The sequence below is a fragment of the Microbispora sitophila genome (genome assembly GCF_014892245.1).
Taxonomy (GTDB): Bacteria; Actinomycetota; Actinomycetes; order Streptosporangiales; family Streptosporangiaceae; genus Microbispora; species Microbispora siamensis.
This window is the reverse complement of sequence record NZ_JADBGC010000012.1, coordinates 81,936-100,403: the sequence shown is the minus strand read 5'-3', so window position 1 is coordinate 100,403 and position 18,468 is coordinate 81,936. Positions and strand designations below refer to the sequence as shown.

The window sequence follows — 18,468 nt, the reverse complement described above, 5'->3', positions numbered from 1 at the left end:
CGGTCGCTCCTTGGCCTCCGCCGCTTGCCGGTCTCAGGGGTGGGTGATGAGGATCTCACGCCACGGGGGAGGGGCCGCCACCGCGTCACTCCCCAGGCGCCTCGGGCCACTGCCCCAAGGACGGCGCCACCCATGCCGTCACCGGCGGCAGCTACGTCCTGCGGCAGGCCCGTGAAGCCGGCGGCGACGTGATCCGCATGCCGGGCACGCCGCTTCAGCGCGCACCTCCGGGGCCGTGCGTCAGGAGGCGGGGTGTGAGGCAGGGCCGGCCTCGCCGTCATCGGTGACCTGGAGCCTGCCCAGGAGCATCAGCAGGAGCTCGTCCACGATCTGGCCGCGGGTGGCGTCGACCCAGCCGACGGCCCAGTCGTGCATGAGCCCGTTGATCGCTCCGATGAACGCGGCGGCCGTGACGCGGAAGTCGCGCGGGGGAAGCTCGCCGCGGTCGGCTGCGTCGTCCAGTTGATCGCACAGGAAGTCGATCCAGCGGGCGCGGCGATCCAGGCGCTGGCGGTCCAGCCGGGGGCTCACGCCGATGATCTCCACGAACGCGATACGGGTGTGGCGGGGGTCGGCGGTGGCTCCGGCGGCGTACGCGCGGAACAGCCGGGCGCAGCGGTCGATGGGCTCCAGGTGCCGCACCTGGGGGAGGACGTCGAGGACGGCCTGCTGGGCGACGTCGTTGACGTACAGGTGCAACTCGGCCAGCAGGTCCTCCAGGGTGTGGAACTCCTCGTAGAACTGGCGGCTGGACAGGCCCGCGGCCCGGCACACGTCCGTGATCCTGGTGGCGCGGTAGCCGGGTCCGGCGCCGAACAGGTCCAGTCCCGCGTCAAGGAAGCGCCTGCGGCGCTCGGCCTGCCGTTCTTCCGCCGTTCTTCCGCCGTACCGGCCCGCCGCCGGGGTGATCCTGCCCGCCACCGTGTCCTCCGCTCCCGTGATGCATGAATTTTGGGCCTTGTAGGCGGGCGTCACACGTGCCTACCATCCAGTAACAAGTCTGAATATCAAAATGTTCAGACTTGCACGGGTCCACGCGCCGAGGCGTGCGGACCCCTCGGCCGGCCATGCTCGATCTCCGTCCACCTCCCACCCCCCGGAGGAAGAACATGCACGCTTCGGCCCTCGCACGCCGGCGCAGATCCCTGCTCGCCGCCGTGGCGGTCGCCGGCGCCGTCGTCTGCGGCGTTCCCGCCGGTCCCGCGCGCGCCGCCGACGGACTGCGCGAGGTGATGTTCGTCGGCAACAACTGGGACGGCACCGCTGACGTCATCGAGTCGAGCGGGAGCTTCGCCAGGATCGGCCGGATCAACGTCATCCCCGACAAGGCCCGGCGGCTGGCCGAGATCTACCTCAACCCCGTCAAGCTGGCCTTTTTCCTGGGCATTCGGCAGGGGCCCGGCGAGGGCCACGACCAGTTCGTCGACGACATGTACGCCACCCCGGACGGCACGGCCATGGTCGTCTCACGCCCGAGCTTCGCCGACGTGGTGTCGATCGACCTGGCCTCCGGCGCCATCAGATGGCGGTTCCCGGTCTCCGGCTTCCGCGCCGACCACATGGCCGTGTCACCCGACGGCACCAAGGTCGCGGTGTCGGCCTCCACCTCCAACACCGTCCACGTTCTGGACATCACCACCGGCAGGCAGCTCGGCTCGTTCGGCACGGGCGACAAGCCGCACGAGAACATCTTCACCGGCGGCGGGAGGTACATCTGGAACATGTCGATCGGCGAGGTCAACAACGACTTCGACAGCCCGTCGCAGGACTGGCTGAAGGGCGACCGCCACATCACGATCGCGGACGCCTCGACGTACAAGGTCGTCAGGACCATCGACATGCGGGACCGGCTGGACGCCTTCGGCCGCACGGACCTGTCGGACGCGGTGCGGCCCGCCGTCTTCACGCCCGACGAGTCGAAGCTGTACTTCCAGGTCTCGTTCTTCAACGGCTTCGCCGAGTACGACACGGCCACGGACAAGATCACGCGAATCAAGACCCTGCCGAAGAACCCCGCCACCAGCGAGGACCGCACCACCTGGGTCAACGACTCCCGGCACCACGGGCTGTCGATCAACCCCGCCGGCGACAAGCTCTGCGTCGCCGCGACGATGGACGACTACGCCACCGTCGTCGACCGGGCCACGCTGCAGGAGGGCCCGCTGGTGAGCGCGTCCAAGCCCTACTGGGCCACCGTCAGCGGCGACGGACGGGCCTGCGTCATCTCCGAGAGCGGCGCCGACCGGGTCACCGCCATCGACTTCGCGACCGGGCAGAAGATCACCTCGGTGCCGGTCGGCGACCACCCGCAGCGCGTCCGCATCGCCCGCATCCCGGCCGGCTGGATCCCTCCGGCCGCCGGCTGAACCCCCGCGAGTGCCGGGACGGGCCGCCCCGTCCCGGCACCACCGGGCGCGCTCGCCAGGCCCCCGGATCCGTGCCCGCCCGTCAGCCGGACGGCGACCACGAGGGCCACGACGAGCGTGACCGCGACCACGAGCGCGACCACCGAGGTCCGGCCGCCCGCGAGCAACGCGGCGGCCAGTGCGAAGGGGACCCCGGCCAGGACCACGGTGACCACGGCGGGCGGGTGCAGCGGCCGCAGATGGTTGGCGTAGAGCCCTCCTGCAGCGATCCAGCAGAGGCCACCTCCGGTGACGACGAGGAGGCCCCAGCCGACGCACCGGCCGGGCGTGCCGGTCATCGGCGACGCGCCCGTGGTCAGCCGGGCCACCACGGCCAGCACGCCTGCCGCGGCGGCCGCGAGCAGGGGAACCGACAGCACGAGAGCCGCCACGCTCCGCATGAGCAAGCCGAGAACCAAGACGTAAGGCACACACGGCCAGCAGTGATCCGACCATCCACGCGCCCGCGATCTGCGTCACCCGCAACGTCACGAGCGACGGCGGCCTGGGCGCGCCGACCGGCGCCGGCTCCACATCCATGGTCATATGACGACGATGCGGTCCTGGTCACGAGCTGTCCAGTGCGGGGGCGTTCCTGCTGGTTCGGCCGACGGCCGTTCGGGTGACCTGCGGGAGCGTGCCTGTCTCAGGAGAGGCGGGCACGCTCCCGACTCGCGGGTACGCGGGGACTCAGGCGTCCTCGTCCAGTTGGATGGCGGCGGCGGGGCAGACGGCGGCGGCCTCGCGGACCGCGGTGTGCTGGTCCTCGGCGGGCTCGGGCTCCAGCAGGACGACGATGCCGTCCTCGTCGCGCTGGTCGAACACCTCGGGTGCGATGAGCACGCACTGGCCGGCACCGCAGCACTTCGCCTCGTCGACGATGACCTTCATGTCCATGTCCTCCTTGCCATCGAGTCTTCGTGGTCAGGGGTCACCAGCGGACCGGGACCTCGCGCAGGCCGCCGACGGCCAGCCCCTCCACGCGTTCCAGCTCCTCCACCGGCACGGCCAGCTCCAGCGTCGGGAGCCTGCGCAGCAGCACCTCCAGGACGACCTGCAGCTCGGTGCGGGCCAGCGCCTGCCCCAGGCAGGAGTGGGCGCCGGAGCCGAAGGCCAGGTGGGGGTTCGGGCTGCGGGTCAGGTCCATCTCGGCGGCGTGCTCGAAGGCGGACTCGTCGCGGTTGGCGGCGGCCATGCTGCACACCACGGTCGTGCCGCGGGGCAGGACCGTGCCGCTGACCTCGGTCTCCGCGTTCAGGTAGCGGGGCAGGCCGAAGCCGGAGTTGGCGTCGAAGCGCAGCGACTCCTCCACCGTGGTGCGGATCAGCGACGGGTCGGCCAGCAGCCGCTCCCACCGAGAGCGGTCGGCCAGCAGCATGGAGACCATCTTGCCGATCATGTTGGCGGTGGTCTCGTGCCCGGCGACCAGCAACGCCATGCCGGTGACCAGGATCTGGATGTCGGACAGCCCGCCGTCTTCCGGACCGCCGGCCGTGATCAGCTCGCTCAGCAGGTCGTCGCCGGGCTCGGCGCGCTTGGCGGCGACGAGGTCGGACATGTACTGGAAGAACTCGCCCTGGGCGGCCTCGATCTCGTCCTTGCCGTAGCGGGTGAGGTTGAGCAGCGTGTCGGACCAGTAGGAGAACCGGTCCCGGTCGGCGGCGGGCACGCCGAGCATGTCGCAGATCACGTAGACCGGCAGCGGGAAGCCGAGGCTCGCCCTGAGGTCGCCAGGGGCGCCGCGCTTGACCATGTCGTCGATGAGATCCTCGGCGATCCGGATCATGGCGGGCCGCATGGCGTTCATGCGCTTGGCGGTGAACCACTTGCCGACCAGACGCCGCCAGTGCTGATGCTCCTCGCCGCTGTCGGGGATGATCGTCGCCATCTCGCTGCTGAACACCCCGCCGCCGTCCGCCGACAGCCGGGCCGCGTCGGGCGCGTTGAGCTGGCGGGTGAAGCGCGGGTCGGCCAGCACCTGCTTGACGTCCTCGTAGCGGGTCAGCAGCGTCGCCCGGTCGCCGCTGGGCAGCGTGACGTGGGCCACCGGGCATCGGGCACGCAACTCGGCCCACTCCGCGGGCGGGTCCAGCGCCGCGTCGTTGGGGATGGGGTAGCTCAGGACCTGGTCGTTGACACTCATTCGGCATCTCCTCTTATGGATGGTCGGTCGCCGTGGACTCCCGGATCGAAGGACGGCGGATCGGAAGGACGGCGCCCATCACGTATGCCCGGGCAAGCGTGAAGGCCGGTCGTGCCGGTGCCCGTCTGCATGCAAACTCCCGGGCGTCTTCGGGGCGGGGGTCTCAGGGGCGGGGGTCTCAGGGGCGGGCGGCGACCGTGCTCACGGCGTGCGCCCACGCGGCGCCGGCCGCGACCATTGCCCGCCAGGCGCGCAGGGTCTTCGGCGGCATGCCGACGGAGAGCACCCCGGCCAGCCGCTCGTCCGTCCGGTAGGCGAGCAGGAAACGCCGCTGCGCGATGTCGCCGTCCACGACGACCGCTTCGTCGTGGCCACGCAGGTGCCCGTACGCCTGGATCTTCATGTCGTACTGGTCCGACCAGAAGTACGGGACCGGGGCGAACGGCCGCCGGGCCTCGGGGGAGAGCAGGTTGCGGGCGACGGCCATGCCCTGCTCGGCGGCGTTGGTGCGGTGCTCGACCCGCATCGCCGTGCCGAACAGCGGGTTGTGCCAGCGGGCCACGTCCCCGGCTCCGTACACGCCGGGGGCGGCGGCGCTGAACTCGTCGCACACCAGCCCGTCGGCCAGGGGAAGCCCGGTGCCCTCCAGCCAGCCGGTGTTGGGCACGGAACCGATGGCCACCAGCACGTCGTCGGCCGGCAGGACCGTCCCGCCGCCCAGCCGCACCCCGCTGGCCGCGCCGCCCACGCCGACGACCTCGCGGACGGCGGCGTCGGTGCGCAGGTCGACCCCGTGGTCACGGTGGACCTGGGCCAGGAACCGGCCGGCCTGCTCGCCGACGGCCTGCGCCATCGGGACCGGGCCCGCCTCCAGCATCGTCACCGCCACCCCCAGGCCGCGGGCGACGGCGGCGACCTCGGCGCCCACGAACCCGGCGCCGACGATCACCAGCCGACGTCCCGGACGCAGCCGGGCCTTCAGCTCGAGCGCGTCTTGCAGGGTGCGCAGCGTGTGGATCCCCGCCACCCCCTCGCTGCCCGGCAGGCGGCGGGAGCGTACGCCGGTCGCGACGACCAGCGCGTCGTACGGCACGCGGGCGCCGTCGGCCAGCTCCACCGTCCGCCCGGCCACGTCAAGCCCGGTCGCGGCCACTCCCAGACGCAGGTCGAGGCCCAGCGCCTCGATGTCGTCGTCCCGCCGCAGCGGCAGCCGGCCGGGCTCCCATTCCCCGGTCAGGATCTGCTTCGACAGCGGCGGGCGGTCGTACGGCGGATGCGGCTCGTCGCCGACGAGCGTCACGACGCCCCGATAGCCGGCCCTGCGCAGCGCCTCGGCGGTGATCAGCCCGCCCGCCGAGGCGCCGACGATCACGACCCGGTTCACGACTGCCCCAGCGTGTTCATCGCGTTCCCTCCGATAGCTGTGAGGCCGGCGACGGTGGCGCCGGTCAGGGCTCGGGGGGACGCCCGCACCGGTTCAACCGGACAACATTGTCCGGAACACCGTAGCCCGCCTGACAGTGATATGTCGAGTAAAGACGAAGTGCATGTCGAAAAATCGGACATTGATGTCCGGTTGCTATCCTGACCGCATGGCTGTAGCGCGCCGGACGAACAGGGGACCCAGCGCCGCGGCGGGAAACCGGGCGGCGCTGATCGCCGCGGCCCGGGATGTGTTCGCCGCCGCCGGTTACGACGCGCCGCTCAGCGCGGTCGCCCGCGCCGCCGGAGTCGGTCAGGGCAGCCTCTACCGGCACTTCCCCGACCGCACCAGCCTCGCCCTGGCCGTGTTCGAGGACGGCGTCGCCGAGCTGGAGGCGCTGGCCGCCGAGCCCTGTGCGACGCTCGACGACCTGCTGGCCCTGATCACGGAGCAGACCATCGCCTCGACCGCGTTCATCGAGATGGTCAGCGCATACGCCGACGACCTGCGGATCATCGCCGTACGCGACCGCGTGGCCAAGGTGCTCGACGGCAAGCTCGCCGAGGCCAGGCGCGCCGGGCACGTCCGCGCGGACCTCACCACCGAGGACCTGATTTTGGCCGTCGGCATGTTCGCCGCGGTCCTCACCATGAGACCCGCGCCGGCCCGGCGCGTCGCCGCCGCACGGGCCTGGGCCCTGCTGCGCAAGGGCATGGACGCCTGACCGGGCGGTCCGGCGACAACCGAGCGAACCGCGCTCGGCCGTGCGGCGCGCGTAAGCGCACCTCCTCGGGGACACGACAACGGGGGAGGCGCATGGAGGACGGGTGGACGAGATCTTCAACTGGCTCTGGGGCCTGTCGGGGGCGGTGCTCTACGCGGTCGTGGCCGCGCTGGTCTTCGCCGAGGACGCCCTGTTCGTGGGGTTCGTCGTGCCGGGGGAGACGGCCGCCGTGCTGGGCGGCGTGCTCGCCAGCCAGGGCAGGCTGTCGGTGTACTGGCTGGGGCTCGTGGTGACGCTGGCCGCCATCGCCGGCGACAGCGTGGGTTACCTCATCGGCCGCCGCCTCGGCCCCAGTGTCCTGGACGTACGGGTTCTGCGCCGCCGTCGCGACCGTGTGGAGAGGGCACAGGCGCTGATTCGCCGGTGGGGCGCCCAGGCGGTGCTCTTCGCTCGGTTCGCCGCGTTCCTCCGCGCCATGATGCCGACCCTGGCCGGGGTCTCGCGCATGAACTACCGGCGGTTCTTGCTGTTCAACGTGCTGGGCGGGGTGCTCTGGGGCGTCGGTTACACCCTCCTGGGCTTCTTCGCCGGGGCGGCGTACGAGCGGGTGCAGTCGGCCGTCGGCGGTGTGGTCGCGGCCGTTCTCGCCGCGGTCGTGGTGACCGCCCTGATCGTGTGGCGCGTCCGACGGCACCGCAGAGGCTCCTGCGAGCGCGGGAACTCCGGCCACTGAGCTTCCCGGACAGGGGACCTGCGAGCGGCGGTGCGGCTTTCTGTCGGTCCCGTCTGACAGGCTGGGTCGCCAGTCAAGATCGTATGAAAGGGGACCGTGTGGCCAGCTGGCGTGAAGTGGCCGAATCGGCACCGGAGTTCGCCGCCCGGGTCCGGGAGTCGTTCGAGTCGCACAAGCACAAGACCATCGCGACGCTGCGTAAGGACGGTTCGCCGCGGGTCAGTGGCATCGAGGCGTACGTCGTCGGCGACGAACTGTGGTTCGGATCGATGCCTGGTGCTCTGAAGGCCCGTGACCTGCAGCGTGATCCACGCTTCGCCCTGCACGGCCCTCCGGTTCTCCTCGGCGCCGGCGAGACCCCCGGCTCGTCGGGGGGTGACACGAAGCTGTCCGGCTATGCGGTCGAGGTCACCGATCGAGACCGGCTCGCGCCGATGCTGGCCGCGCGCGGCTTCGATCCCGATGCTTTCAGCGGGTCCCATTTCTTCACAGCGGACATCCGCGAGGTCGTGTTGACGCAGATCGAGGGATCCGTCATGGTCATGGACCTCTGGCGCCCCGGGCAGGGAGTCCGCCGCCTCGAGCGCTCTTAAGGCGCACCACAATGTGACCATTCAGTCCATGTCCTTGGGGAGCATCGCGCTGAGACGAACGACGGTGGTGCTGGCCATACTGGCGCTGTGCACGAGCGCCGGCGCGAGCTCGCACACGACCGGAATGCCTCGTGCGGGCTCTCCTGCGCCGACTGAGACGGTCGCCGAGCCCGCCGCCGTCTCGCCCGGCGCCTGTCTTGCGGTCCCCAGACAGGCCGACCAACTGCGGCCGGTCACAGTACGGGGGTCCAGGTGGCGGCTGGTCTCGCTCGACGAATCCGGGGGCTACCTCGACAACGGCACCATCACACCAGACGGCACGCTGTGGGCACTCCATGGCACGCCCGACGCCATGGGCGACCACCTGGTGGCCCGCCGCTGGGACGGCCGGACATGGACGCGACTGCCGCAGGTGCCGAGCGCCCCTGGCGCGGACCAGGCCCTGGCGGCCGCCTCCCGTGACGTGGCCTGGATCGTGACCCATCCGAGGGGCGAGGAAGACACCTACGGCCCCAGGACACTGTCCGCCTGGAACGGCACGGCCTGGCAGACGGCGCCGCTCCACCTGCGCCCCGGTCTCGACAACCTGCACAGCTCAGCGCAAGGGCCGTGGGTGGTGGTCGGAGATCAGTCGATGCGGTGGAACGGTACGCGGTGGCAGCCGGCCCGGCTGCCCGCGCCCGCCTACTCCGTGGGCGGCACCGATGACGAGCCCTGGGTGGTGGGCGAGATGCGGCTCGGCGGCACGGACGGCGCGCGGATGCGCGTGGCACGGTGGACCGGAAGCGCCTGGCAGGACGTTCCGATGCCGGACCTGAAGCTGCCTTCGGATGCCAAGCCGGAGCACGGGAACGTCGGCACCCGCTATGTGGAGGCGGCGGTGCGGACCGGTCCTGCGGAGTTCTGGGTGCTCGGAAGCTTCGCCTGGGTGGAGCATGACCTCGAGGACGGTGAGGACGTCTTCCCGAGGCGACCCTTGGCCATGCGCAACGTCTCCGGCGTGTGGACGTGCTTCTGGGGACCGACAGCGGAGCCCGGCTCAGGCGACGCGATGCCCGAGTTCGGCGACACGGTGCCCGACGGGAGCGGAGGCCTATGGACCGCTACGGGCAGGTATGACATCGAGCGCGGCACTCTGTGGCACCTGTCCGGCGGACGGTGGACGCTGGAATTCCTCCCCGTGCCGGATGGCGGCCACGCGGTGGTGTATGACCTGGTGTCGCGGGACGGCACGATCTACGCGCTCGGCTCGATAGTCAAGGACGCCGGAACCGCCGCAGGCCGAGCGGCGCTGTGGCGCCTCAGCCGGTGATTCACCAGCCGGTGATCAGCCTGCCGGCCGCCCTGATGCGGATGAGCACTGCCCAGTAGGCCGGGTGGTAGGCGCTCGCCATGCCGCCAGGCCTATGGACAGGTGCACGGCGTGCGGGCCCGTCCGCGTGGACGGGCCCGCACGTGCCGCGACCGGTGCTCGGTCGCAGGTGCCGCAGGCTCCTATCGCCGTCGGGATCAGGCCTGAGCGGTCCCACCGCCGAGCCGCTCTCATGCCGGACGGAGCGGGCGGGGGTCAGTCCTTGTTCGACTGCCGCCAGTCCCGTACGGCGTCGCGGATCTTGTCGAACACGGCCACCGGCGGACCGAGCAGCATGTTCGCGGTCGCGGACTCCCCGGCGCCGGGATGGGGCCTGGTGGGCGAGATCGCCTCGGCCGCCCGGACCGCGCCGGCCATGCGGCGCAACCGCTCCGGGGACGTCTCCTGGCGCAGCCGGGGGAACTCCTCTCGCTCCTCGTGCGTGGCGTGGTCGACGACCGCCTTCTCCAGGGCGGCCAGCCGGGTGTCGAACTCGGGGTGGTCGACGCCGAGGTCGTACAGGTCGGACAGGGCGTGCTTCGCCTCGTCCTCCTCGTGCAGCCGGGCCTCGACGACCTCCTCTCCCGCCTTCGACCGCGCCGCCGGGTGCACGACCTGCTCCTCCGCGCTCTCGTGCACCGCCAGCAGCCGTACGAGCTCGTTGAACAGCTCGCGCTTGCGCTCGCCCCGCGCGGCGGCGACCTCCGCGAACATGGTCTTGATCTGGTTGTGCTGCGCCAGCAGCAGGTCGATGACGTCCTGTTCTGTAGCAGTGGTCACTTTCGTCACCTTTCGAGTCGGAGACTCCGACCCGCCTGCCCGAACCCGGCTCGCCTACACCCGCACCTCGACCGGATGTCTTCCGTGAGCCGGAGGGCGCCGTGATGCGTCATAGAGAGCATGAGGATTTCGCGTATCACGTTGCTGCCCGTGGCGGCCCTGTCCGTGCTGGCCGTCACCGCTCCCGCCGAGGCGGCCACGGCACACGGAAAACTGCTCGTGGAGTTGCGGGAGGAGGGCGGGTTCGCCGGGCTGCACAACCGGGTGGCCGTCTACACGGACGGCTGCGCCGTGCTGAGCCGCCGCACCGGACCCACCGTCCGCAAATGCCTGACCGCGGCGGAGTGGCGCGGCCTGCGCGGCTCGCTGAAACACCTGCGGCTCGGGCGCTCCGAGTCCCAGCCTCCGGGGGCCGACTTCATCGCCTACCGGTTGGCCTACAAGGGGCATCGGGCCATCCGCTACACCCTGCCCCCCACCTGGCAACCGGTGGTGAGCAGGCTGGAGAAGGTCCTGGTCAAATACTGGACGCCCAGCTGACCGCCTCTGCTCAGCTGCGCAGGTAGGAGGCGCCGTTCAGGTCGACGATCGTGCCGCTGGCCCACTCGGCGTCCGGTGACGCCAGATACAGGACTGCGGCCGCGATCTCCTCGGGCCTCGCCACTCTCCCGAACGGGCTCTGGGCGCGGATCTCGTCGCCCCGCGGCGCCTTGAGATGCTCGTCGGTCATGTCGGTCTCGACGAAGCCGGGCGCCACGGTCGCCACGGCGATGCCGAGGGGCGCCAGGGCGATGGCGAGCGACTGGCCCAGCGCGTTCAGGCCCGCTTTGCTGGCCCCGTAGGCGGGACTGTCCGGCTCCCCGCGGAAGGCGCCGCGCGAGGAGACGTTGACGATCCTGCCGCCCGGCGCCATGTGCCGTACGGCGTTCCAGGTGACGTTGGCCGGTCCGACGAGATTGACGGCCAGCGTCTCGCGCCACACCTCCTGCCACTCCTCGTACGAGGTCTCCATGATCGGGTGGTGCAGGAAGACCCCCGCGTTGTTGACCAGGACGTCGATGCCGCCGAGGGCGGCCGCCGCCTCCTCGACCATCCGCCGCGCGTCGGCGGGATCGGCGACGTCGGCCTGGACGACGGCGTGGCCCTCTCCCGGCAGTTCGGCACGGACCCGTTCGGCCAGTTCGGGGGAGCCGCGGTGATGGATCGCGACGCGGTCGCCGGCGGCGGCGAAGGCCACCGCGATCGCCCGCCCGATTCCACGCGACGCGCCGGTAACGAGGACTGCTCGCTCACTCACAGGGGGAGACTAGCGTCCCTTCTGTCCCGATCATCACAGTGGCTGCCGTTGGAGCCTTCGCGTCGACCGGGAGGGAGGGCTGTGAGATCCGGACGACTGAGACTGCGTCCCCACTAGCCACTGGGGGTGCTGGCCCTGATCGTCCTCACGGTGATCGGTGTCAGCCTGGACCTCGGTGCGCGCGGCCGGGTCCAGGAGCATGCGTTCGGTGAGACGCAGCGCGTCGGCATCGCCTGGGTCTCGTCGATGCGGCCCGGCCGGATTCCCCAGCCCTACCCGGTCGATCACCCTGCACGCCGCAGGTGGCCCGCTGCGGGCGGCGTCACGACCCCGGCGGCAGCGGCCTGGGCCTCGCCATCTGCCGCGAGACCGCCAAGGCACTGTGACCGGCGTCCGGCCGCTCGCCCTCCTACGCGACGGTGCGTACGGCGACCTCCAGCCGGGAGGCGAGCCCGGCCACGCTCGTGCCGTACGTCTCGACCACGGTGACGCCCTCGGGGCCGATGTGGAAGACGGCCAGGTCGGTGTAGATGCGGCTCACGCAGGCCAGCCCGGTGAGCGGGTAGGTGCACTCGGGGACGAGCTTGGGTGTGCCGTCCTTGGTGAACAGGGTCATCATGACGAACACCTGCTTGGCGCCGGTGGCCAGGTCCATGGCACCGCCGACCGCGGGGATGGCGTCGGGAGCGCCGGTGTGCCAGTTGGCCAGGTCGCCGCGTTCGGACACCTGGAAGGCGCCGAGCACGCACACGTCGAGGTGGCCGCCGCGCATCATCGCGAACGAGTCGGCGTGGTGGAAGTAGGACGCCCCCGGCAGCTCGGTGACGGGGATCTTGCCGGCGTTGGTCAGATCGGGGTCGATCTCGTCACCGCGCGCGGCGGGGCCCATGCCGAGCATGCCGTTCTCGGTGTGCAGGACCACCCCGGAGCCGGCCGGGAGGTGGTCGGCGACCGTCGTCGGCTGGCCGATGCCGAGGTTCACGAAGGACCCCGGCGGGATGTCGCGGGCGACGAGGGCGGCGAGTTCGTCGCGGCCGAGCGGGCCGCGGCCGAGGTGTTCGACGGTCTTCACAGTGGTTTTCGCAGTGGTTTTCACGACGTCGCCTCCGTCGCGCTCAGGTCCAGGATCCGGTCGACGTAGATGCAGGGGGTGACCACGGCCTCGGGGTCCAGCTCGCCGGTCTCGACCACGTGGTGCGCCTGTGCGATCGTCAGCGTCGCGGCGGTCGCCATGACGGGCCCGAAGTTGCGCGCGGTCTTGCGGTAGACGAGGTTGCCCATCCGGTCGCCGACATGGGCGGCGATGAGGGCGACGTCCCCCCTGATCGGATACTCGAGCACGTAGTCGCGACCGTCGATGGTACGCGTCTCCTTGCCCTCGGCCAGCGGCGTGCCGACCCCGGTCGGGCAGTAGAAGGCGCCGATGCCGGCCCCGGCCGCGCGCATGCGCTCGGCGAGGGTGCCCTGCGGGACGACCTCCAGCTCGATCTTCCCGGCCCGGTACAGGCCGTCGAAGACCCACGAGTCGCTCTGGCGCGGGAACGAGCAGATCATCTTGCGCACCCGCCCAGCGGCCAACAGCGCCGCCAGGCCGGTGTCGCCGTTGCCCGCGTTGTTGCTGACCACCGTCAGGTCCGTGGCGCCCTGCCGGATCAGCGCGTCGATGAGCCGTACGGGCATGCCGGCCATGCCGAAGCCGCCGATCAGCACGGTGGAGCCGTCCGCGATGCCCGCGACCGCCTCGGCGGGGTCGGTGAACACCGTGGTCATGACGCGCTCACATTCTCGAGCACGACGGCCAGGCCCTGGCCGACGCCGATGCAGATCGCGGCCACGCCCCACCGCTCGCGCCGTTCGCGCAGCACGTGGGCGAGCGTGCCGAGCACGCGCCCGCCGGAGGCGCCCAGGGGGTGGCCGATGGCGATGGCGCCGCCCCTGGTGTTAACGATCGCGGGGTCGATCTTCCAGGCGTCCAGGCACACCAGCGACTGCACGGCGAAGGCCTCGTTCAGTTCGACGGCGCCGACGTCGTCCCAGCCGATGCCGGCCCGGCGCAGCGCCTGGTTGGCCGCCTCGACCGGCGCGTACCCGAACATCTGCGGTTCGAGCGCCGCGGCGCCGCGACCCGCGACGCGGGCGATCGGGTCGGCGCCGATCCGGTCCGCGGCGGCCCGCGAGCCGAGCACGACCGCCGAGGCGCCGTCGTTCAGCGGGGACGCGTTGCCGGCCGTGATGGCGCCGTCGGGGCGGAAGGCCGGCTTGAGCCCGGCGAGGATCTCCGGCGTCGTGCCGGGCCTGATGCCCTCGTCCCGCGCCAGGTCGGCGCCCTCGACCGGAACGACCAGGTCGTCGTAGAAGCCGGCGTTCCAGGCCGCGTCGGCCAGCACGTGCGACCGCGCGGCGAAGGCGTCCTGCCGCTCGCGCGAGACGCCGAACCTCTCGCCGAGCTGCTCGTTGGCCTCGCCGAGGGAGACCGTCCACTCCTTGGGCATGCGCGGGTTCACCAGCCGCCACCCGAGGGTCGTGGAGACCGCGGTCACGTCCCCGGCGGGAAAGGCCCGGGAGGGCTTGGGCAGCACCCAGGGGGCTCGCGTCATCGACTCCACGCCACCGGTGACGACGACGTCCGCGTCGCCGCTCTCGATGGTCCGCGAGCCGATCATGGCGGCGTCCAGGCTCGACCCGCACAGCCGGTTCACCGTGGTGGCCGGCACGGTCACCGGCAGCCCGGCCAGCAGCACGGCCATCCGGCCCACGTTGCGGTTGTCCTCGCCCGCGCCGTTGGCGTTGCCCCACACCACATCGCCGATCTCCGCCGGATCCAGCCCGGGGAGCTTGGCCAGCACGCCGCGTAACGCGGTGGCCGCCAGGTCGTCCGGGCGGACACCCGCGAATGCGCCGTTGAACCTGCCGAACGGCGTACGCGCCGCGGCATAGAGGAAGGCCGAGCCCATGACGTTCCCTTCTTGTTCGCTATGCGAACGCCGGTTCATTTTGCGAACGCCACGAGCATAGTCCATGCCGTCGCCCTGCGGCCGGAGCGTCCACGGGCGCACGGGCGAGGGCTCCGGGCAGTACCCGCCGGCGAGGACCGACGCCACAACGATCTCCAAGCGGTTCACAAGGGCGACCCGCCACGCTGGCGCGGTCGATGTGGTGACGACCCTTGAGAGGACGATCGTGAGGACAGCAAACGTGACCAGGAAGTTCGCCGTGGGCGCGGCCGTCGCCCTGACCGCGCTGATCGCGCAGCCGTCGGCCGCCCAATCCGCCGCGGCCGCTAGGACGTACAGCAGCCCGTGCCAGGGGATCCGCAACTGCCTGGGAGCGATGCAGGACGGCGAGGGATGGATGGTCGAGACCCCTGTCAAGAACTGGAAGCGGGTGGTCTACCAGTTCAAGCACCTGAAGAAGAGCGAGAAGAGGGTGTGCGCCCACGAGTACCCGCGCCTGACCATGTGGATCAATGATCCGAACAGCAAGCGCCACAAGACGGTCGTCATCAAGGCGTCGGGCAAGCTTCCCCGCCGCGCCTGCTCCTACTAGGGGGATGACCTCGCCCCGCCTAGTCTGGGGCGATGTCGGTCGACGGTACGGCGGCATATGCCGATCTCACGGAGTTGCCTCCGCTGGTCAGGCGCGCGGTCGAGATGGCCCGGCAGGCGGGCTTCGCCCCTTCCTGCCGGCCCGAGCAGGGGCGGCTGCTGTACGCCATGGCGGCCGGCGCCGAGGTGATCGGGGAGACCGGCACCGGGTGCGGCGTTGGCCTGGCATGGCTGGCCTCGGGCGCCCGGCCCGGGACCCGGCTGGTCAGCGTCGAACGGGACGCACATCGGGCGTTCCTGGCCGCCCAGGTCTTCCTCGACCATCCGCCGGTCTCGGTGATCTGCGGTGACTGGCGGGAGATCCATCGGGACGGGCCGTACGACCTGCTCGTGCTCGACGGCGGCGGCCAAGGCAAGAGCGGCGAGCAGCCGGCTGACCCGCACCGGCTGCTCAGGCCGGGAGGCACGCTGGTCATCGACGATTTGACCCCGGCTCGGCACTGGCCGCCGCGGTTCGACGGCGCTGTCGACCAGGCGCGGATGCACTGGCTCGGCCATCCGGGGCTGGACGCCGCCGAACTCCGCCTCGCGCCGGATCTGGCCGCGCTCGTGGCCACTCGCCGTTCCCCGAGACGCCCGGCGCGGCGGATCGCTGAACCGAATCGCGCAGCGCGACCCCTTGAGCCGGGGCTCAGGGCTTCGTGGCGGTGACGGGCTCGGCGGGGACGTCGTGACCGGCCGTACGGCCCGCCGGGCGTGCGGGGAGCGCCATGGTCACGGCGGCGGCGACGAGGGCGGCGGCGCAGCCGATCAGCATCCCGGCGCGGAAGCCGCCCTCCGACGGCAGGATGTGCCCGCCCAGCCGGACGGTCATCTGCGACAGGACGACGCCGACCACCGCGGCCGAGACCGTGGTGCCGATGGAGCGCATCAGCGTGTTGAAGCTGTTGGCGGCGGCGGTCTCGGAGCGGGGGACCGCGCCCATGATCAGAGCGGGCATCGCCCCGTAGGCGAGGCCGACGCCGATGTTGCAGACGCAGGTGACGATCAGCAGGCCCCAGGTGGAACCCAGCAGGACCGTCGAGGAGCCGTATCCGAGCGCCATGACCAGGCTGCCGGCGATCAGGGTGACCTTGGGGCCGCGGGCGGCCGACAGGCGGGCGCCCAGCGGCGAGACGGCCATCATCATCAGGCCGGAAGGAGCCATCCACAGGCCGGCCGCCAGCATCGACTGGCCCAGGCCGTAGCCGGTGGCCGCGGGGAGCTGCAGGATCTGCATCACGATCAGCGCCTGGGCGTACATCGAGAAACCGACCACGATCGAGGCCAGGTTGGTCAGCAGCACCTGCCGCCGCGCGGTGACGCGCAGGTCGACCAGCGGGTCCTTGACGCGCAGCTCCCACCAGCCCCACAGCAGCAGTACGACCAGTGCGGCGGCGAGCAGGCCGAGCGTGGTGCCGCTCGCCCAGCCCCAGTCGGCGCCCTTGGAGACGCCCAGCAGCAGGCACACCAGCCCGGCGCCCAGGCCGAGCACCCCGGCGACGTCGATCCGGCCCGAAGCCCGAGTGGGCGTGGCGGGGACCAGCAGCCAGATCAGCACCGCGACCAGCACGCTCAGCACGGCCGAGCCCCAGAACAGCACCCGCCAGCTCGCGTACTCGGCCACGGCCGCCGCGATCGGCAGTCCGAGCGCGCCGCCGATCCCCATGGACGAGCTCAGCAGCGCGATGGAGGGGCCGAGCCGCTCCGGCGGCAGCAGGTCGCGCAGGGCGCTGATGCCCAGGGGGATCATGCCCATGCCCATGCCCTGCAGGCCCCTTCCGATGATCATCGGGGTCAGGGAGCCCGCCATCGCGCAGACGGCGCAGCCCGCGATCAGCGGCACCGAGCAGACCAGCATCATGCGGCGCTTGCCGTACAGGTCGCCGAGCCGGCCGGTGACCGGAGTGGTGACCGCTCCCGCGAGCAGCGTGACGGTGATCACCCATGAGGCGTTCGACGCGGTGGTGTGCAGCAGGTTCGGCAGTTCGCCGATCAGCGGCACCACCAGGGTCTGCATGAGCGACGCGACGATGCCGGCCACCGCCGTCACGCTGACGATGCCCCCGGGGCGAGCGGTGGACGTGGAGGCTCCCACGTGGGTCTCCCTCGAATCGATGGTCAAAACGATGTGCACCCTACACATCGTGTGTTACGCGCACAATTCATGTAGGGTGCACATATCTGTATGAGAAGGAACCGGCATGGACAAGCCCACGCATCTCATCGAGTTCGAGACCATGCTGCTCGGGCGGCACCGCCACCTCGACCGCAGCGCCTACCTGCTGCTCAGTCGCATCCACATGACGGGCCCCATGTCCATCGGCCAGCTCAGCGACGCCTTCGGACTGGACGTTTCCACTCTCAACCGGCACACCTCGGCCCTGCTGCATGCCGGGCTGGTGGAACGCATCCCGGACCCCGACGGTGGCATCGCCCGCAAGTTCCGGCTGACCGAGGAGGGCGAGCGGTGGCTCGGTGAGGAGCGCGAGAAGAACATCCTCGGCCTGGAGAAGGTGCTCGCCGACTGGACGGCCGAGGACGTCGCGGCCTTCGCCGCCTACCTCAGACGCTTCAACACCGACATCGAAAGCCTCGCCGGACGGCCCTGGCCCCGCCCCTAGAGGCGATACCCGGGCAGCGGACTCGCAGGCACCGGTCTCACTCGGCGGGAAAGCCGGTCAGTTCCTCGACCGCCGTGTCCAATGACCTGTCGACGCCGTCGCCGACCATCTTCCGGTACGCCGGGTCGCCCGCCGCCGCGAGACGCCGGATGCCGTCGGCGGAGGCGCTGACCCGCTGGCGGACGGTCTCGATGAACCGCCCGGCCGGGCCGTCCCAGCCGTAGGCGTCGAGGAACAGCCGCAGTCTCCGGGGCCGCTCGGCGAACGCGGTGAACCCCTCCGCCGTTACGACATGGCGGGCGTGGAGCGGCACCCAGGAGAAGGCGGTGAAGGCGAGGTCCCACTCCGGCGTGACAGGACCGGCGAAGTCCCAGTCGAAGAAACCGATGAGGCGCCCGTCGGCCCACGCCGCGTTGTACGGCGCCGCGTCGTTGTGGCCGACGACCAGGCCGGGCCGCCAGGTCCCTCCCTCACGCCAGACCGCGTCCGGCGGAGGGACGAAACTCGCCACCGCGGTGTGGAAGTCGCGCAGCCAGCCGGCCACCTGACGGAGCGCGTCGTCACTGTGCACCCACGCGGGCCACGGCCGCGCGGTCCCGACCACCTCTCCCGGCAGGTACGAGAGGACCTCCCGCCCCTGGTCGTCGAACCCTCGTGCACGCGGAGCCCGGTCGAAGCCGGCGTCCTCCAGATGCCGGAGCAGCGCGTGCACGGCAGGCGTCCAGGGGCCGGGGACACGGCGGACCGTGTCGCCGACCCTGACCGCCCCATTCGTGTTCCCGCCCGGGAGGCGTCGCTCTTCGATCATGCG

The 18,468-nt window shown here is 71.5% G+C and carries 20 protein-coding genes; 9 read left to right on the top strand and 11 right to left on the bottom strand.

Annotated elements, in window-relative coordinates; translation table 11 throughout:
• Window positions 1-240: 240 nt before the first annotated feature.
• Window positions 241-921 (bottom strand): TetR/AcrR family transcriptional regulator, encoded by a 681-nt coding sequence (locus IL992_RS22755; protein WP_193205397.1) that lies wholly within the window; start codon window positions 919-921, stop codon window positions 241-243.
• Window positions 922-1,109: 188 nt separating this feature from the next.
• On the opposite strand from IL992_RS22755, the gene IL992_RS22750 reads away from it, so the two are divergent.
• Window positions 1,110-2,366, top strand: a complete 1,257-nt coding sequence (locus tag IL992_RS22750) for a YncE family protein (protein ID WP_193205396.1) — start codon at window positions 1,110-1,112, stop codon at window positions 2,364-2,366.
• 729 nt (window positions 2,367-3,095) lie between these two features.
• On the opposite strand, the gene IL992_RS22745 is transcribed toward IL992_RS22750, so the two are convergent.
• From IL992_RS22745 to IL992_RS22735, 3 genes are all read right to left on the bottom strand, one after another.
• Window positions 3,096-3,296: a ferredoxin gene (locus tag IL992_RS22745; RefSeq protein ID WP_193205533.1), complete on the bottom strand. Its 201-nt coding sequence runs from the start codon at window positions 3,294-3,296 to the stop codon at window positions 3,096-3,098.
• Window positions 3,297-3,336: 40 nt separating this feature from the next.
• Entirely contained in the window at window positions 3,337-4,548 is a 1,212-nt protein-coding gene (locus IL992_RS22740) for a cytochrome P450 (protein ID WP_193205395.1), read from the bottom strand.
• A 178-nt stretch (window positions 4,549-4,726) separates the two neighbouring features.
• A complete protein-coding gene (locus tag IL992_RS22735) occupies window positions 4,727-5,932 on the bottom strand; it encodes an NAD(P)/FAD-dependent oxidoreductase (RefSeq protein ID WP_193205394.1) in 1,206 nt (401 codons plus the stop codon).
• 208 nt (window positions 5,933-6,140) lie between these two features.
• Between IL992_RS22735 and IL992_RS22730 the strand changes: the two genes are divergently transcribed.
• The 4 genes from IL992_RS22730 to IL992_RS22715 all read left to right on the top strand — a co-directional run bounded on the left by IL992_RS22730 (window position 6,141) and on the right by IL992_RS22715 (window position 9,333).
• Complete coding sequence (locus IL992_RS22730; protein WP_193205393.1) at window positions 6,141-6,695, top strand: TetR/AcrR family transcriptional regulator; 555 nt, start codon at window positions 6,141-6,143, stop codon at window positions 6,693-6,695.
• 103 nt (window positions 6,696-6,798) lie between these two features.
• A complete protein-coding gene (locus tag IL992_RS22725) occupies window positions 6,799-7,428 on the top strand; it encodes a DedA family protein (RefSeq protein ID WP_319018747.1) in 630 nt (209 codons plus the stop codon).
• Between the two features lie 98 nt (window positions 7,429-7,526).
• Window positions 7,527-8,021: a pyridoxamine 5'-phosphate oxidase family protein gene (locus IL992_RS22720; protein ID WP_193205392.1), complete on the top strand. Its 495-nt coding sequence runs from the start codon at window positions 7,527-7,529 to the stop codon at window positions 8,019-8,021.
• A gap of 28 nt (window positions 8,022-8,049) precedes the next feature.
• Complete coding sequence (locus IL992_RS22715; protein ID WP_193205391.1) at window positions 8,050-9,333, top strand: hypothetical protein; 1,284 nt, start codon at window positions 8,050-8,052, stop codon at window positions 9,331-9,333.
• Window positions 9,334-9,588: 255 nt separating this feature from the next.
• Here the strand turns inward: IL992_RS22715 and IL992_RS22710 are convergent, their stop codons facing one another.
• Window positions 9,589-10,152 (bottom strand): hemerythrin domain-containing protein, encoded by a 564-nt coding sequence (locus IL992_RS22710; protein WP_193205390.1) that lies wholly within the window; start codon window positions 10,150-10,152, stop codon window positions 9,589-9,591.
• 120 nt (window positions 10,153-10,272) lie between these two features.
• Between IL992_RS22710 and IL992_RS22705 the strand changes: the two genes are divergently transcribed.
• The gene (locus tag IL992_RS22705; RefSeq protein ID WP_193205389.1) at window positions 10,273-10,692 is read left to right on the top strand and encodes a hypothetical protein; all 420 of its coding nucleotides are present in this window, start codon (window positions 10,273-10,275) and stop codon (window positions 10,690-10,692) included.
• 10 nt (window positions 10,693-10,702) lie between these two features.
• Here IL992_RS22705 and IL992_RS22700 read toward each other — a convergent pair whose 3' ends face one another.
• The 4 genes from IL992_RS22700 to IL992_RS22685 form a co-directional block, all read right to left on the bottom strand.
• Window positions 10,703-11,449, bottom strand: a complete 747-nt coding sequence (locus IL992_RS22700; RefSeq protein WP_193205388.1) for an SDR family NAD(P)-dependent oxidoreductase — start codon at window positions 11,447-11,449, stop codon at window positions 10,703-10,705.
• A gap of 409 nt (window positions 11,450-11,858) precedes the next feature.
• Complete coding sequence (locus IL992_RS22695) at window positions 11,859-12,545, bottom strand: 3-oxoacid CoA-transferase subunit B (RefSeq protein ID WP_319018746.1); 687 nt, start codon at window positions 12,543-12,545, stop codon at window positions 11,859-11,861.
• The gene (locus tag IL992_RS22690) at window positions 12,542-13,219 is read right to left on the bottom strand and encodes a 3-oxoacid CoA-transferase subunit A (RefSeq protein WP_193205387.1); all 678 of its coding nucleotides are present in this window, start codon (window positions 13,217-13,219) and stop codon (window positions 12,542-12,544) included. The genes IL992_RS22695 and IL992_RS22690 overlap by 4 nt, the downstream gene beginning before the upstream one ends.
• On the bottom strand, window positions 13,216-14,403 hold the full coding sequence (locus IL992_RS22685) for a thiolase family protein (RefSeq protein WP_193205386.1): 1,188 nt from the start codon (window positions 14,401-14,403) through the stop codon (window positions 13,216-13,218). Before IL992_RS22685 ends, IL992_RS22690 begins: the two co-directional genes overlap by 4 nt.
• A gap of 241 nt (window positions 14,404-14,644) precedes the next feature.
• Between IL992_RS22685 and IL992_RS22680 the strand changes: the two genes are divergently transcribed.
• Window positions 14,645-14,995 carry a hypothetical protein gene (locus IL992_RS22680; protein ID WP_193205385.1) on the top strand — a complete coding sequence of 117 codons (351 nt, stop codon included), beginning with the start codon at window positions 14,645-14,647 and terminating at the stop codon, window positions 14,993-14,995.
• Between the two features lie 32 nt (window positions 14,996-15,027).
• The gene (locus IL992_RS22675) at window positions 15,028-15,705 is read left to right on the top strand and encodes an O-methyltransferase (RefSeq protein ID WP_193205384.1); all 678 of its coding nucleotides are present in this window, start codon (window positions 15,028-15,030) and stop codon (window positions 15,703-15,705) included.
• On the opposite strand, the gene IL992_RS22670 is transcribed toward IL992_RS22675, so the two are convergent.
• Complete coding sequence (locus tag IL992_RS22670) at window positions 15,686-17,131, bottom strand: MFS transporter (protein WP_319018745.1); 1,446 nt, start codon at window positions 17,129-17,131, stop codon at window positions 15,686-15,688. The two genes, IL992_RS22675 and IL992_RS22670, sit on opposite strands and share 20 nt — an antisense overlap.
• Before the next feature lie 106 nt (window positions 17,132-17,237).
• Here IL992_RS22670 and IL992_RS22665 point away from each other — a divergent pair, with 106 nt between their 5' ends.
• Window positions 17,238-17,657, top strand: coding sequence for a MarR family winged helix-turn-helix transcriptional regulator (locus IL992_RS22665; protein WP_193205382.1), 420 nt, complete (start codon window positions 17,238-17,240; stop codon window positions 17,655-17,657).
• A gap of 37 nt (window positions 17,658-17,694) precedes the next feature.
• Here the strand turns inward: IL992_RS22665 and IL992_RS22660 are convergent, their stop codons facing one another.
• Window positions 17,695-18,465, bottom strand: coding sequence for a phosphotransferase (locus IL992_RS22660; protein WP_226873599.1), 771 nt, complete (start codon window positions 18,463-18,465; stop codon window positions 17,695-17,697).
• Between the last annotated feature and the right edge of the window lie 3 nt (window positions 18,466-18,468).

What these genes read in the sequence shown, in the direction of transcription:
- IL992_RS22750 (WP_193205396.1), top strand. Translation starts at nt 1,110, where the DNA reads ATGCACGCTTCGGCCCTCGCACGCCGGCGCAGATCCCTGCTCGCCGCC.
- IL992_RS22745 (WP_193205533.1), bottom strand. Translation starts at nt 3,296, where the DNA reads ATGAAGGTCATCGTCGACGAGGCGAAGTGCTGCGGTGCCGGCCAGTGC.
- IL992_RS22740 (WP_193205395.1), bottom strand. Translation starts at nt 4,548, where the DNA reads ATGAGTGTCAACGACCAGGTCCTGAGCTACCCCATCCCCAACGACGCG.
- IL992_RS22730 (WP_193205393.1), top strand. Translation starts at nt 6,141, where the DNA reads ATGGCTGTAGCGCGCCGGACGAACAGGGGACCCAGCGCCGCGGCGGGA.
- IL992_RS22715 (WP_193205391.1), top strand. Translation starts at nt 8,050, where the DNA reads ATGTCCTTGGGGAGCATCGCGCTGAGACGAACGACGGTGGTGCTGGCC.
- IL992_RS22705 (WP_193205389.1), top strand. Translation starts at nt 10,273, where the DNA reads ATGAGGATTTCGCGTATCACGTTGCTGCCCGTGGCGGCCCTGTCCGTG.
- IL992_RS22690 (WP_193205387.1), bottom strand. Translation starts at nt 13,219, where the DNA reads ATGACCACGGTGTTCACCGACCCCGCCGAGGCGGTCGCGGGCATCGCG.
- IL992_RS22685 (WP_193205386.1), bottom strand. Translation starts at nt 14,403, where the DNA reads ATGGGCTCGGCCTTCCTCTATGCCGCGGCGCGTACGCCGTTCGGCAGG.
- IL992_RS22675 (WP_193205384.1), top strand. Translation starts at nt 15,028, where the DNA reads ATGTCGGTCGACGGTACGGCGGCATATGCCGATCTCACGGAGTTGCCT.
- IL992_RS22665 (WP_193205382.1), top strand. Translation starts at nt 17,238, where the DNA reads ATGGACAAGCCCACGCATCTCATCGAGTTCGAGACCATGCTGCTCGGG.
- IL992_RS22660 (WP_226873599.1), bottom strand. Translation starts at nt 18,465, where the DNA reads ATGATCGAAGAGCGACGCCTCCCGGGCGGGAACACGAATGGGGCGGTC.